This window comes from Rhodoferax saidenbachensis, from assembly GCF_001955715.1.
Taxonomy (GTDB): domain Bacteria; phylum Pseudomonadota; class Gammaproteobacteria; order Burkholderiales; family Burkholderiaceae_C; genus Allorhodoferax; species Allorhodoferax saidenbachensis.
The window spans coordinates 3,458,299-3,471,386 of the sequence record NZ_CP019239.1 but is presented as its reverse complement, the minus strand read 5'-3'; the positions used below and the strand labels follow the sequence as shown (position 1 = coordinate 3,471,386).

At 63.2% G+C, this 13,088-nt stretch carries 10 protein-coding genes; 6 read left to right on the top strand and 4 right to left on the bottom strand.

Annotation, left to right across the window (positions count from 1 at the left end; all coding sequences use genetic code 11):
* Nucleotides 1-42 precede the first annotated feature (42 nt).
* From RS694_RS16555 to RS694_RS16535, 5 genes are all read left to right on the top strand, one after another.
* A complete protein-coding gene (locus tag RS694_RS16555) occupies nt 43-966 on the top strand; it encodes an ABC transporter permease (protein ID WP_029708432.1) in 924 nt (307 codons plus the stop codon).
* 1 nt (nt 967) lies between these two features.
* Complete coding sequence (locus RS694_RS16550) at nt 968-1,855, top strand: ABC transporter permease (RefSeq protein WP_029708431.1); 888 nt, start codon at nt 968-970, stop codon at nt 1,853-1,855.
* The gene (locus tag RS694_RS16545) at nt 1,852-2,586 is read left to right on the top strand and encodes a GntR family transcriptional regulator (RefSeq protein WP_051391968.1); all 735 of its coding nucleotides are present in this window, start codon (nt 1,852-1,854) and stop codon (nt 2,584-2,586) included. Before RS694_RS16550 ends, RS694_RS16545 begins: the two co-directional genes overlap by 4 nt.
* A gap of 6 nt (nt 2,587-2,592) precedes the next feature.
* The gene (locus RS694_RS16540; RefSeq protein WP_029708429.1) at nt 2,593-3,330 is read left to right on the top strand and encodes an aspartate/glutamate racemase family protein; all 738 of its coding nucleotides are present in this window, start codon (nt 2,593-2,595) and stop codon (nt 3,328-3,330) included.
* Between the two features lie 212 nt (nt 3,331-3,542).
* The gene (locus RS694_RS16535) at nt 3,543-4,676 is read left to right on the top strand and encodes a GGDEF domain-containing protein (RefSeq protein ID WP_241464091.1); all 1,134 of its coding nucleotides are present in this window, start codon (nt 3,543-3,545) and stop codon (nt 4,674-4,676) included.
* A gap of 146 nt (nt 4,677-4,822) precedes the next feature.
* Here the strand turns inward: RS694_RS16535 and RS694_RS16530 are convergent, their stop codons facing one another.
* Both RS694_RS16530 and RS694_RS16525 read right to left on the bottom strand, forming a co-directional pair.
* The gene (locus tag RS694_RS16530) at nt 4,823-5,416 is read right to left on the bottom strand and encodes a hypothetical protein (RefSeq protein ID WP_029708427.1); all 594 of its coding nucleotides are present in this window, start codon (nt 5,414-5,416) and stop codon (nt 4,823-4,825) included.
* A gap of 216 nt (nt 5,417-5,632) precedes the next feature.
* Nucleotides 5,633-6,631: an aldo/keto reductase gene (locus tag RS694_RS16525; protein WP_029708426.1), complete on the bottom strand. Its 999-nt coding sequence runs from the start codon at nt 6,629-6,631 to the stop codon at nt 5,633-5,635.
* Between the two features lie 130 nt (nt 6,632-6,761).
* Between RS694_RS16525 and RS694_RS16520 the strand changes: the two genes are divergently transcribed.
* Nucleotides 6,762-9,932 (top strand): error-prone DNA polymerase, encoded by a 3,171-nt coding sequence (locus RS694_RS16520; RefSeq protein ID WP_241464089.1) that lies wholly within the window; start codon nt 6,762-6,764, stop codon nt 9,930-9,932.
* Nucleotides 9,933-9,947: 15 nt separating this feature from the next.
* Here RS694_RS16520 and RS694_RS16515 read toward each other — a convergent pair whose 3' ends face one another.
* Nucleotides 9,948-10,574, bottom strand: coding sequence for a hypothetical protein (locus RS694_RS16515; protein WP_029708424.1), 627 nt, complete (start codon nt 10,572-10,574; stop codon nt 9,948-9,950).
* Between the two features lie 159 nt (nt 10,575-10,733).
* Nucleotides 10,734-13,070, bottom strand: a complete 2,337-nt coding sequence (locus tag RS694_RS16510) for a putative bifunctional diguanylate cyclase/phosphodiesterase (RefSeq protein WP_029708423.1) — start codon at nt 13,068-13,070, stop codon at nt 10,734-10,736.
* Nucleotides 13,071-13,088 lie beyond the last annotated feature (18 nt).

Here is a 13,088-nt window from a genome sequence, read left to right as displayed (position 1 = left end):
GCGCCCTGGGCGGGCCTGGACTACTTTAGTGAATAGGCATTTATGAGCGCACCTTCAGCAGCATCCTCGCTCCCGGCGGCATCGGCACCGGGCCGTAGCATTGCAGCTTGGTGGCAGGCCCTGCCGCTGACTGCGGTGTTTGCCGTGTTTTTCCTGATTCCATTGGCCCTGGTGCTGATGGTGAGTTTCTGGGACTACAACCAGTACGAGATGCTGCCCGGCTTCACGTTGAAGAACTACGTGGCCATCTTCGACGGCTGTCTGTCCCGCAACGAGGCGGGTGACATGTGCGTCACCGTCAAGACCTACCTGTCCACCTTCAAGTTCAGTGTGCTGGTGTGGCTGCTCACGTTGGTCATCGGGTTCACGGTGTCGTATTTCCTGGCCTTCCATGTGCGCTCCAGCGGCGTGCAGGTGGTGCTGTTTGTGTTGTGCACCATCCCGTTCTGGACGTCCAACGTGATCCGCATGATTGCCTGGGTGCCGCTCTTGGGCCGCAATGGTTTGGTCAACGACGCGCTTGCCACCATGGGCCTCGTCGACAAGCCGATTGAGTGGCTGCTGTTTTCTGATTTCTCGGTGGTGCTGGCCTTTGTGCACCTGTTCACCACCTTCATGATCGTGCCCATCTTCAACAGCATGATGCGCATCGACCGCAGCCTGATCGAGGCCGCCAGCGACAGCGGTGCCACGGCCTGGCAAACGCTGTGGAATGTGATCATTCCGCTGTGCCGCACCGGCATCATCATCGGCTCTATCTTCGTCATCACCATCGTCATGGGCGACTTCGTCACCATCGGCGTCATGGGCGGGCAGCAGATCGCCTCGGTCGGCAAGATCATCCAGGTGCAGACCTCGTACCTGCAGTTCCCGCTGGCTGCGGCCAACGCGGTGGTGCTGCTGAGCTTGGTGCTCATGATCATCTGGGCGCTGACCCGCATGGTCGACATTCGCAAGGAGCTCTGAGATGCAAACCAAAGACCGCTCCGCCGCCTTCTGGGCCTTGGCCCTGTTCTTTGCGGCCTATGTGCTGTTCCTCTACGGGCCCATGCTGGTTATTGTGGTGCTGAGTTTTCAGGGCCCTGAGGGCGGCTTGACGTTTCCGATGCGCGGCCTGTCGCTGCACTGGTTCCACAAGTTGGCGGAGGGACTGGGCGTGGTGGACATTGGCGCGGCGCTCTACCGTTCGCTGGGCCTGGGCCTCACGGTCATGGCCTTCACCATCGTGTTCTCGGTGTTGGCCGGTCTGGCCTTTCGCAAGAAGCTGCGTGGCGGCCACATTCTGTTCTTCACGGTAGTTGCCAGCCTGATCATGCCGTCCATCATCGTCTCGCTGGGCATTGGGCTGGAGTTTCGCCTGCTCGATGGCGCCATCAAGAAAATGCTGGAGGCGTTTGGCATGGACGGCGTGCTGGAGAACTACGGCACCGCGCTGGGTATTTACACCTCCGCCCTGGGCGCCCACCTGACCTGGACGCTGCCGTTTGGCCTGCTGATCATGTTTGCCATCTTCAACCGCTTCAACCCGGCCTACGAAGAAGCAGCGCGTGATCTGGGTGCCACGCCGTGGCAAGGTTTCCGCCATGTGGTGCTGCCGTTGATTGCACCTTCGGTGGTCGGTATCGGCATGTTCGGCTTCACGCTGAGCTGGGACGAAATTGCGCGTACCTCACAGGCCATTGGTGATGTGAATACGCTGCCACTCGAACTGCAAGGCCTGACCACCACCGTCACCACGCCATCGATCTACGCGCTGGGCACGGTCACCATGGTGGTATCGTTTCTCGTGATGGGACTGGCCGTGGGGCTGTCCAAACTGTTGGCTGCACGACAGCAGGCCAAGCGAGATACATGACCGAATTTGTTGCACTGACCGAGAATGAAATCTACGAGCGCATGGTGGCCACCATCCTGGACCACCGCCTGCCGCCCGGGACCAAATTGATCGAAGACCGCCTGGCCACGGCCTTTGGCGTGTCGCGCACGCGCATCCGTCCGGTGCTGGTGCGCCTGGCCAACGAGCAGATCGTCACGCTCACGCCCAACCGCGGCGCCACCGTGGCCCAGCCCACCGAGAAAGAGGCGCGCGAGGTGTTTGAGGTGCGCCGCATGATCGAGCCCACACTGATCGAATGTTTCATCGCCAGCGCCGGGCCTGCGGACATTGCCACGCTCACGCAGTGCATCAACGAGGAAGAAGCGGCCCGCGCCAGCGGCGACATGCGCCGTGCCATCCGCCTCTCGGGGGATTTTCATCTGCACATTGCCAACGCGTCGGACCACCAGACGCTGGGGCGTGTGTTGCGTGAGCTGGTGTCACGCACCTCGCTGATCCTCATGACCTACAGCAACAACCACACGCAGTCGCGCGTGGAAGCCACCTCCTGCGGTTGCAAGGAACACCGCGCGCTGCTCGACGCGATCCGCCTGCGCGATACGCGCGAGGCCGCGCGCCTGATGCGTGAACACCTGGAGCAACTCGAACAGCAGTTGCAGTTCACGCCGCCAGCGGCGGACACGCCCGACCTGATTTCCCTGTTTGGCGCTACAGATGCCGCCGTTGCAGAGCCCCTGCTGGCCAAGTAATTCGCCATGCGCGAGCTGTTGATACTCAATCCCAACACTTCGCACAGCGTCAGCGATTTGTTGCAAACCCATGCCCAGGCCATCGTTGGCCCTGAGGTCCATGTGCGCACTGTCACCGCGCGTTTTGGCGCCCCCTACATTGCCTGTGAAGCCAGTTACGCGGTAGCCGCCCACGCCGCGCTGGACATCTGGGCCGCGGCCATGGTGGATCGCAAGTCACCGCCCGATGCGGTGCTGGTGGGTTGTTTTGGTGACCCCGGTTTGCTGGCCCTGCGTGAGACCAGCTTGGCGCCCGTGACGGGTCTGGCTGAGGCGGCATTCATTGAAGCCGCACAACACGGCCGCTTTGCCATCGTGACCGGCGGTGAACGCTGGAAACCCATGCTCACCCGGCTCGCGCAGACGCTGGGCTTTGGCGCTGCGCTGGCCGGCATCCACACCGTGGTGCCTACCGGCGCGCAGCTCGCGCAAGACCCGGTGGCTGCGCAGGCGCTGCTGGCGCGGGCCTGCCAGCAGGCTGCACAGGCCTTCGATGTGCAAGCCATCATTTTGGGCGGTGCCGGCCTGGCTGGCATGGCGGCAGCCATACAAGCGGCCATGCCCTTGCCGCTGATTGACAGCGTGGGCGCCGGGGTGCGCCAGGCCGTGCGTGCCATGGGGCAGGTCGTACCCCACGCTACCGGCCGGTTTGACGCGAGCTGGCGCAACCTCTCGCCCGAGATGACCGCCATGGGCCTGCCCTAGGGCTTGACGGACCCAGGCCGTGCGTGTCGCGCGCGGTCAGTCCTGCGTTGGTCGAAGGGCGAAGTTCAGCCCAAGCACATCCAGAATCCGTTGCGGGCTTCGGCCAACGCACACCAGAAGGCGGATGTCACAGCGGGCCATTTGCCTGGGGGCGTGAATATGCCCGACGCGACCCCGGCCGACCCGTGTAACAGCTTGTAACATCAAGCCTTATGTTTCACCAAGATACCCTGCTGCTGGTCCAGATTGCCTTCACGCTGCTGACCACCGGGCTGCTGATCTCTGCGGCCCTGTACACCGATTCCCTGAAAGAACAACGCCTGTGGGCCATGGGCAATATCGCCTCCTGCCTGGGGCTGGCTCTGGGGGCGGCCACCGGGTTGCCGGACCTGGTGCACGCCTGCCTGAGTTACGGTGTGATGGGACTGGGCCTGGCGCTGATCCTGCGCGGCCTGCGCATATTCGGGCGCCAGGAGCTGGGGATCGGTTGGATGGTCGGCATCGTGTTGGTGCCGCTGGCGGTGACGGCTTACTTCACGCTGGTCCAGCCCAGTCTGCCGGCCCGGCTGGCGCTGACAGGCATGTATTTTGGCGTGTTGAACTGGGTGTGCGCCGCCACGCTGCTGCGCCATGGCAATGGGCATGGGGTGTCGGTCACCGTGGTCGGGTTTGTTGCGCTGGGCGTGTCCCTGTTTGTGCGCGGTGGGTATTTGCTGGTCAACCCGCAGGCCAGCGACCAGGCGGCCATGGAGATCATGAACTTCACCCTGTTCGTGATTCCGCTGGGGCAGGTGTGTGTGATGTTTGGCCTGATTCTCATGGTGGTGCGCCGGTATGCCGAGCGGCTGCGCATGCTCTCGACCATCGACGCGCTGACGGGTGCACTCAACCGCGCCGCGCTGGAGTTGCAGGGACAGCGCATCATGCAGCGCGCCCGCCAGGGGTTGCGCAGTGTGGCCGTGGTGATGATTGATGCCGACCACTTCAAGCAGATCAACGACAGCTTTGGCCACCCGGTGGGTGACGAAGTGCTGCGCCATCTGTCGGTATTGCTGATGGGGCAACTGCGCCCGAACGACCTGTTGGCGCGCTATGGCGGCGAGGAGTTTGTGCTGGTGCTGGACGGGCTCAACAGCACCAGTGCGGTGAATGTGGCCGAGCGCCTGCGCCAACTGGTGGAGCAGGCCACGGTCACGGCCGAGGGCCAGTCGGTGCGCTACACCGTCAGCATGGGGGTGACCAGTTCCGGCATCCATGGCTACAACCTGATGCAACTGATCTCCGCCGCCGATGCCGCGATGTACGAAGCCAAGCGGGCAGGGCGCAACCGGGTGCACAGCGGTTGAGATTGCTATTGAATCAGTAGCTGCTTACGCACGATCTATAAGGGCTGCAGGCACTTTTTATACATAAAGTGCCTGCGTATGATCCAACTCGCCGCCCTGGCCTTGCACGGCTGCATGGTCAGCCAGAGGGCGCAAGGTCCGGAGGGTTAGCCGCGGTGGTGTTGGGCGTCGTGCTTCTGCTGGAAGATTTCGCGGCTTTGGTGCTGTTCACCGCGCCGCACTGCCGCTTGTTCGTATCGGCCCACATGGCCATCGCGGGCTGCGTTGGCTTCGCGGCGGTCTACACGGGCCTGGCCATGCTCCAGCCGTCCGGCTTCGCGGTGGGTCAGGGCGCCCGATTGGACGCCTTGTTCGATGCGTTTTTCCTGGTTGATATCGCGCCGCACATCGGCCTGCATGCGCTGCGATGAGGCCGATTGCGGGTTGCCGCGGATGTCGTTGGCCTTGGCGGCGTGGATGTCCTGGCTGGCATGGTCCTGGGCGCGGCGCAACTGGGTGCGTTCGCGCAGCGTGAGCTTGCCGTCCTTGAGGTCTTTGGCTTGCAACTGGTCAATGCGGCTTTCTTCCTTTTCCAATCGCCCGGCTTCCCGGGTGTTGAGGCTGCCGCTTTGCAGGCCCTGTTCGATACGGGTCTGCTGGTTGACATCGCGCTGCACCGTGCTGGCGGCTGTGGTTTGCGCAAATACGCTGGCAGTGCCCAGCGCCAGCAACAGGGAGGTCACAAGAATGCGGGGTTTCATAGGGTTTCCTTTGGAGGTTCAAGCAAGCCAAGGCGGCCTACTAGCTCTAACGGAGCCGCCCCGCAGGGGCATACATAGCCACGGTAATTCCGTGTCACAGGGTGTAACAGCGGACGATATTTGCTATTGAAATAGTAGCTGCTTGCGCATACTGCATAAGGGCTGAAGGCCTATTTCTTTCAAAGACTACAGAGCGAATGCATGGCAGGGCCGCAGTCACAGGGGCTCAATGCCGACCATGCCCGCATCCGGATAGCGCGCACCGGCCACCTTGTCGGGTGCAAACATCTGGTCCAGGCGGGCCAGGTCGTCTGCGCTGAGCACGATGTCTGTGGCTGCGGCGTTCTGCTCCAGATACGTGATGCGACGGGTGCCGGGAATGGGCAGCACATGCGGGTGTTTGTGGAGCAACCAGGCCAGCGCGATTTGCGCATTCGTCGCACCGCGTGCGGCAGCAAAACGCCCCAGCGCCTCCACCAGCAGGCGGTTGGTGGCTTCTGCATCGCCGCGCATGCGTGGGAGTATCTTGCGGAAGTCATTGCCGGCCAGCGATGTGGTGTTGAACGTGCCGGTCAAAAAGGCGCGGCCCAGCGGGCTGTAGGCGACAAAGCTGGTGGCCAGCTCGGCACAGACCTGCAGCATTTCGTACTCGGGCTCGCGTGCCCATAACGAGTATTCGCTCTGGAGGGCGGCGATGGGGTACACCGCGTGGGCCTTGCGCAATGTGCTGGGCGAGACTTCGGACAGTCCGATCTGACGCACCTTGCCCGCGTGCACCAGGTCGGCCATGGCGCCCACCATGTCTTCGATGGGAACCTCCGGGTTGCGCCGGTGGCAGTAGTACAGGTCGATGGTGTCCACCTGCAGGCGCCGCAAGGATGCTTCGCAGGCGCTGCGGATATAGGTCGGGCTGTTGTCGATGCGGCGCTCGTACTTGCCCGGTTCGCGCACGATGCCAAATTTGGTGGCAATGACCAGTTGCTTGCGCACCGCAGGACCGCCCTGGGCGATGAAGTGGCCGATCAGACTTTCATTGTGGCCAAAACCATAGGTGTCGGCGGTGTCCCAGAAGTTGATGCCCAGCTCCATCGCACGCTGCAGTGTCTTGTGGGACTGGATGTCGTCGCTGGCACCATAAAACTCGCTCATGCCCATGCAGCCCAGCCCCAGGGACGAAGCGGGTGTGTGGGCTTGGCCCAGCGTGCGGTTTTTCATGGTGGTTCCAAGTGAGTCTGTGGGGTGGACCTATTTAAGCACTCGGCCGCAGTGATCCACGCGTTCTTACCGCTGCATGTTTGAATACGGCAAGTCGATATACTGTATAAATAATCAGTATTTACAGGATATGGAAGCTACTCGTCCATTCCCTCCTGCGATGCCTCTGCCGGCCTATGCGGAGCTGCATTGCTTAAGCAACTTCAGTTTTCAGCGCGGCGCCTCGCAGCCCGAAGAACTGGTGCAGCGCGCGCATGCACTGGGTTACAGCGCGCTGGCCCTCACCGACGAGTGTTCGGTGGCCGGAGTGGTGCGTGCGCATGTGAAGGCCAAGGCGCTGGGCCTGAAGCTCTTGCTGGGTGCCGAGTTCCAGGTGAGCGGTGTGGGCGCGGGCTTCGCGGCTGTGGCGCTGGCGCACAACCTGGAGGGCTGGGGCAACCTGTGTGAATTCATCACCCTGGCGCGCCGTGCCGCACCCAAGGGGCAGTACCGCGTGGTGTGGCAGGAGGCACAGTGGGCTCTGCTACAGCACTGTGAGGTCTTGCTGGTACTGCCGGATGCTATCAATATGGAAGCTGCTTGCGCAATATCCATAAGGGCCAGAGGCCTGTTTGGCATCAATGTGTGGCTGGCGGCCGAGCTGCCACTGGGCGCAGACGATGGGCTGCAGTTGCACCGCCTGCAGCAGATCAGCCAGATCACCGGCGTACCGCTGGTGGCTGCGGGTGGTGTGCGTATGCATGTGCGCTCGCGCAAGCCGCTGCACGATGTGTTGACCGCTGTGCGTCTGGGCACACCGGTGGCGCAATGTGGCTTTGCGCTGCAGGCCAATGCTGAATCGCACTTGCGCAGCCGCGCGCGGTTGGCGGCGCTGTACCCGCCACCGCTGCTGGCCAACACGCAGGTGATAGCGAACAAATGCAGGTTTGACCTGAAGGAGTTGCGTTACCACTACCCGCTGGAGGCGGTGCTGCCCGGCACCACACCCGCGCAAACCCTGCGCCAGTACACCGAGCAGGGCGCGCGGGAGCGTTACCCCGCAGGCGTACCGGACGGCATACGCGTCCGAATTGAAAAAGAGCTGGCGTTGATTGAGGAGTTGCACTTCGAGATGTATTTCCTCACCGTGCACGATATCGTGAAGTTCGCCCGCAGCAAACACATCCTTTGCCAGGGCCGCGGCTCAGCGGCCAACTCGGTGGTGTGTTACTGCCTGCACGTGACCGAGGCCAACCCGGAAGAAACCTCGCTCTTGTTCGAGCGTTTCATCAGCCGCGAACGCAATGAGCCGCCTGACATTGATGTGGACTTTGAGCACCAGCGGCGTGAAGAAGTCATCCAGTACATCTACCAAAAGTATGGCCGCAGCAGAGCCGCCATTGCCGCCACGGTGATCAGCTACCGCCCGCGCAGCGCACTGCGTGACGTGGGGCGCGCGCTGGAGATCCCCGAAGACCTGATCACCGCCATGGCCAAAGAGCACCCGGGCATGTACGACCGCGAGGTGCTGGTGGAGCGCTTGCAGGCAGCGGCCCAGAAGCTGGGGCCGGACTGTGTGGTACCGCCACCTGCGCGTGTGCAGCAATGGCTGGACCTGAGCACCCAGTTGCAAAAATTCCCACGCCACCTGAGCCAGCATGTGGGCGGTTTTGTGCTCACGCAGGGGCCCCTCACGCGCCTGGTGCCGGTGGAAAACGCGGCCATGCCAGACCGTTCCATCATCCAGTGGGATAAGGACGACCTTTCGGCCGTGGGTCTGATGAAGGTGGATGTGCTGGCCCTGGGCATGCTCAGCGCCATCCGCCGTTGTCTGGAATTGGTGACGCAAAAGCGTGGCCTGTCACAGCCCCTGCGCTTGCAGGACATTCCGCGTGACGACGTGGCCACCTACGACATGATCTGCAAGGCCGACACCGTGGGTGTGTTCCAGATCGAGAGCCGTGCGCAGATGAGCATGCTGCCGCGTTTGCGGCCGCGCAACTACTATGACCTGGTGGTGGAGGTGGCCATCGTGCGACCGGGCCCGATCCAGGGCGGCATGGTGCATCCGTACCTGAAGGCGCGCAAAAATCCGGAGCTCGCGCAGTCGCCTTACCCGGCACTGCGCGAGGCGCTGGGCCGTACCAACGGTGTGCCTATCTTCCAGGAGCAGGTGATGCAAATCGCGGTATTGGCCGCAGGGTTCACGCCCGGCGAAGCCGATGCCCTGCGCCGTTCCATGGCCGCGTGGAAGCGCCATGGCAATGTGAGCCAGTACCACGACCGGCTGGTGGGCGGCATGGTGGAGCGCGGTTACCCGCTGGACTTTGCCGAGGCCATCTTCAAGCAGATGGAAGGGTTTGGTGAATACGGTTTTCCCGAGAGCCACGCGGCCAGCTTTGCGCTTCTGGTCTACATCAGCAGCTACCTCAAATGGCATGAACCGGCCTGTTTTCTGGCTGCGCTGCTTAACAGCCAGCCGCTGGGCTTTTACGGCCCCGCCCAACTGGTGCAGGACGCGCAGCGCCACGGCGTGGACGTGCGCGCCGCCGATGTGGCGCACAGCGATTGGGACTGCACGCTGGAGGCCATGGGAGAAGGCCAAGTGGCCGTCCGCCTGGGCCTGCGCCTCGTCAGTGGCCTGCACAAGGACGTGGCCCAACGCATCAGCGCCACACGTGCACAAGCCCGATTCCAGAGCACCGAAGACCTCGCACTGCGCTGCCAGCTCGACACGGCTGACCTCAAGGCCCTGGCCAGTGCCGATGCACTGCAGTCCCTCTCGGGTCACCGGCGCCAGCAGGTCTGGGATGCCTCTGCGCTGCAGCCTGCGCCCGCATTACTGCAGGGGGTACCGGTGGACGAACCCTCGCTGCAATTGCCCGCTGCAAGCGAGGGCGAAGAGGTGGTGTTTGACTACGCCGCCCTGGGCCTGACCTTGCGCTCCCACCCGGTGCAGTTGCTCCGCGGGGTGCTGTCGCCCATGAAGCTGTTGACGGCAGCACAGATGCGCGACTACCCCAGTGGCCGGTTGGTGCGGGCCTGCGGCATCATCACGGCCCGGCAACGCCCGCAGACCGCCAACGGTGTGGTTTTCATCACGCTGGAGGATGAGACCGGCAGCGTCAACGTGATTGTGTGGAAGGATGTGAAAGAGCGTTTTCGCCAGCAGGTCTACCAGTCGCGCCTGCTGGCGGTGTACGGCGTGTGGCAGCGTGATGATGAAAGTGGCGGCGAAGTTCGCCATGTGCTGGCCAAACGGCTGGTGGACCTGACGCACCTGCTGGGTGGCTTGACGACCACCAGCCGGGACTTTCACTGAGCCGTCAACAGGCTCTCAGAAACGTACGCGGTAGCCCACGGTCAAAAAGTCTTCGCCGTTGGCGCCAAAGCTGTTGAGCAGATCGTAAATCGCGCAGCGGTGGTGCAGGCGCACAAAAAATTCATCGGCAGGGGCCTGGGGGCGCGAGACCGCCAGTTCAACAAACAGGTAGTTCAGCGTGCGGCTGCCTTGCCCGTCTGCTCCCAATTCCAGCGGACTGACGGAGGTGGTGTACGAAATACCCAGCGGTGCCAGCCGCAGGTCGGTGCGCAGGGTGTCGCGCCAGGGAAAGCCGCTGAAGCGCACTGCGGGTGCGACGGCCACTTCGCCCAGCGTGGCCAGGCCCCACTGCTGGCCAAGCATGCCGTCGATCTCCAGCGACACGGGCCAGCGATCGGAGCGCCAGACGGTTTTGCTGGCCGTCAACGCCAGGATGTACTGGTCGAGGTAATTGGCGCGGCCCACGATGGCACCGGCGGGTTCGGCATCGTGGTAGCGGCCGGTGTAGACGCCGATGCTCCAGTCCGGCTCATTCGCCAGTGCAGACAGCGGCACCACGGTGAACGCCACCAGCAAGCACGCCCAGACCCGCAGTGGGCGCGCGTTAAGCCGGGTGAACAGGTTGCCAGGGGATGCATGCATGGTGATGAAATCTAACCATACCCCTCCCAATGCGCAATCAACCCTGCCGATGGCAGGTGTTTTCAGGGTGATCGGAAGTCCTGTAAATGCTATTGATTTAGTAGCTGCTTGCGCACAGTGAGTAAGGGCTGGAGCCCTGTTTGATGCATAAATTTCGTGTCACGCCGCAGCGCGCGGCCGTGCTGCCCAGTCGCGGCTCCACTGCACGAAGTCGGTGGAAATCATGGGTTTGCCCATGTAGTAGCCCTGTGCCTCATCACATTGCAGTGCGGCCAGCAGCGCGTAGATGCGTGCGTTCTCCACCCCTTCGGCGACCACGGTGAGGCCCAGGTTGTGCGCCAGTTCGATGGTGGAGCGCACGATCTTGGCGTCGCTCTCGTCCTGCTCCATGCCCATCACAAAAGACTTGTCGATCTTCAGTTCACTCACCGGCAGGCGCTTGAGGTAGGCCAGTGATGAGTAGCCGGTACCGAAGTCGTCGATGGAGAGTTTGTAGCCGCTGGCCGCCAGCTGGTTGAGCGTGGTCTCGGCGCGCTGCGGGTCGTCCATGATGGCGCTCTCGGTGATCTCCAGACAAAAGCCTTCGCGGGGCACGCCGTAGCGATCCAGCATCTCGTCGATCTTCTGCGGGAAGTCCAGGTCCATCAGGTCGCGTGTGGACAGGTTGATGGCGATGCGCAGCGTGCCATTTTCAGGTTGCAGGCTTTTCCATTGGCGCGCCGCCTCTTCCAGCATCCACAAGGTGAGATAACGCACAAAACCGGTCTGTTCGGCAAACGGGATGAACTGCATGGGTTGCACCATGCCGCGCACCGGATGGGCCCAGCGCACCAGCGCTTCGGCCGCCACCACACTGTCATCGCGCAGCCCGATCTTGGGTTGCAGGAACAGGCGCAACTCGTTGCCATCGATGGCCTGGCGCAACTCTGACAGCAGCGACAGGTTTTGCGCGCTGGTGGAGTCCAGCGACGCGTCGTAAACCTGCATGTCCAGGCTCTTGCGTTTGGCCACATACATGGCCACCTCGGCGCGGCCCAGCAGGACATCGGGTTCCTGCGCGTGCATGGGCCAGCAGGCGATGCCGATGGCCGCACTCAGGTCCACGGTCTGACCGTCTAGGGATACGGGTTCGACGAAAGCCTGGTTGATCTTGGCGGCCAGGGCCAGCGCCTCGGGCGCTTGTGCACCGGCCAGCAGCAGTGCAAATTCACCACCGGCCAGGCGGGCGGCCAGCGCCTGCTCGGCCTCTGCCAAGTGGTGCAGGCGGCGCGCCACGGTTTGCAGCACGCGGTCACCAAAAGCGTAGCCCAGCACGTCGTTGATGTGTTTGAAGCGGTCCAGATCCAGAATGATGACCGCCAGTGTCGGGGCCTCGTCCGCAGCGGTTTGCAGGGCCTCGCGGAACTGGGCGCGGTTGGGCAGGCCGGTGAGCCGGTCCCAGTAGGCCAACTGGCGGATCTCGGCCTGGCTGGCCTGGATGTTCAGGCGCATGCGGTCGAACGAGCGGGCCAGGTTGCCTACTTCGTCCTGGCGGCCGAAGTCGTTGACGGCCTGGCCGTAGTCACCGCGCCCCAGGCGTTCGGTGTCGGCCACCAGCAGGTCCAGCGGGCGCGCCACACGGCGTGCCAGCATGCTGCTGCCCACGGCAAACAGCAGCAGGCCCAGCGCCGCAATCAGCAGCAGCACGGTTTTCATGCGCTCGAATGCGGCACGGGCCTCGGTGGATGAGCGCAACAGATACGTCTGCAGGCTCGGCGATGCAGCGTCCAGGGCCACGCTGCGTACAGCATATTGGTCTTCTGCAACCGTAACCAGTCCACGGGCGCGTGCACCCTCGGCCAGCGCCTGCAGCGGCGGGTTGTTCAGCGTGGTGTGGAGCAGTTGCACGGGTTGGCCACTGCTTTGGTTGACGATCACCACGTGTGCCCCCGAGACGGCGAGCATGTCGGTGGAGAGGGCCTCGTCTACGGCAAATCCCATCAGCACCCAGCCCACCACCAGCGGTGCGCGCACCGGCACCAGCACGAACTGGTGCACCCGCCCGCGCTCCAGCGCCATGCGGCCCTGCTGGCCATCACGTGCCATGGCCTGGCCCAATGCGGTCAGGGACTGAGACGACAACGCGGCGTCCTGCGCATTGGCGATGGCCTTGAGCTGGAAGCTGGTGTCCAGAAAAGCGGCGATGGTGGCGCCAATGCGTGCGCCCTGGTTCTCCAGCGCGGATTCAATCGTCTCCTCGTCCTCTGAAGTGACGGCAGCCCGGAAACCGAAGTCCGATGCCAGGACAGAGGCGCCCAATGACAGGCGCTGCGCGTTTTGCTCCACCAGCCGGGCCCAGACTTTTTCGTCAGCGCTGAGTTCGCGTTGCAGGTTTTGCCGCACGCTGTTTTCAATGCTGCTGCGCACCACCAACTGCACCGCCAGTTGGATCAGCAGCAGCAGGCCGACTGACAACAGCACGATGCGTGTGACCAGACTGCGGTTGCGCAACCGCATGCGCAGGCCTGGCCAGGG

Excerpts from the sequence above, each read along its gene's own strand:
- RS694_RS16555 (WP_029708432.1), top strand. The coding sequence starts at position 43 with ATGAGCGCACCTTCAGCAGCATCCTCGCTCCCGGCGGCATCGGCACCG.
- RS694_RS16550 (WP_029708431.1), top strand. The coding sequence starts at position 968 with ATGCAAACCAAAGACCGCTCCGCCGCCTTCTGGGCCTTGGCCCTGTTC.
- RS694_RS16545 (WP_051391968.1), top strand. The coding sequence starts at position 1,852 with ATGACCGAATTTGTTGCACTGACCGAGAATGAAATCTACGAGCGCATG.
- RS694_RS16540 (WP_029708429.1), top strand. The coding sequence starts at position 2,593 with ATGCGCGAGCTGTTGATACTCAATCCCAACACTTCGCACAGCGTCAGC.
- RS694_RS16535 (WP_241464091.1), top strand. The coding sequence starts at position 3,543 with ATGTTTCACCAAGATACCCTGCTGCTGGTCCAGATTGCCTTCACGCTG.
- RS694_RS16530 (WP_029708427.1), bottom strand. The coding sequence starts at position 5,416 with ATGAAACCCCGCATTCTTGTGACCTCCCTGTTGCTGGCGCTGGGCACT.
- RS694_RS16525 (WP_029708426.1), bottom strand. The coding sequence starts at position 6,631 with ATGAAAAACCGCACGCTGGGCCAAGCCCACACACCCGCTTCGTCCCTG.
- RS694_RS16520 (WP_241464089.1), top strand. The coding sequence starts at position 6,762 with ATGGAAGCTACTCGTCCATTCCCTCCTGCGATGCCTCTGCCGGCCTAT.
- RS694_RS16515 (WP_029708424.1), bottom strand. The coding sequence starts at position 10,574 with ATGCATGCATCCCCTGGCAACCTGTTCACCCGGCTTAACGCGCGCCCA.
- RS694_RS16510 (WP_029708423.1), bottom strand. The coding sequence starts at position 13,070 with ATGCGGTTGCGCAACCGCAGTCTGGTCACACGCATCGTGCTGTTGTCA.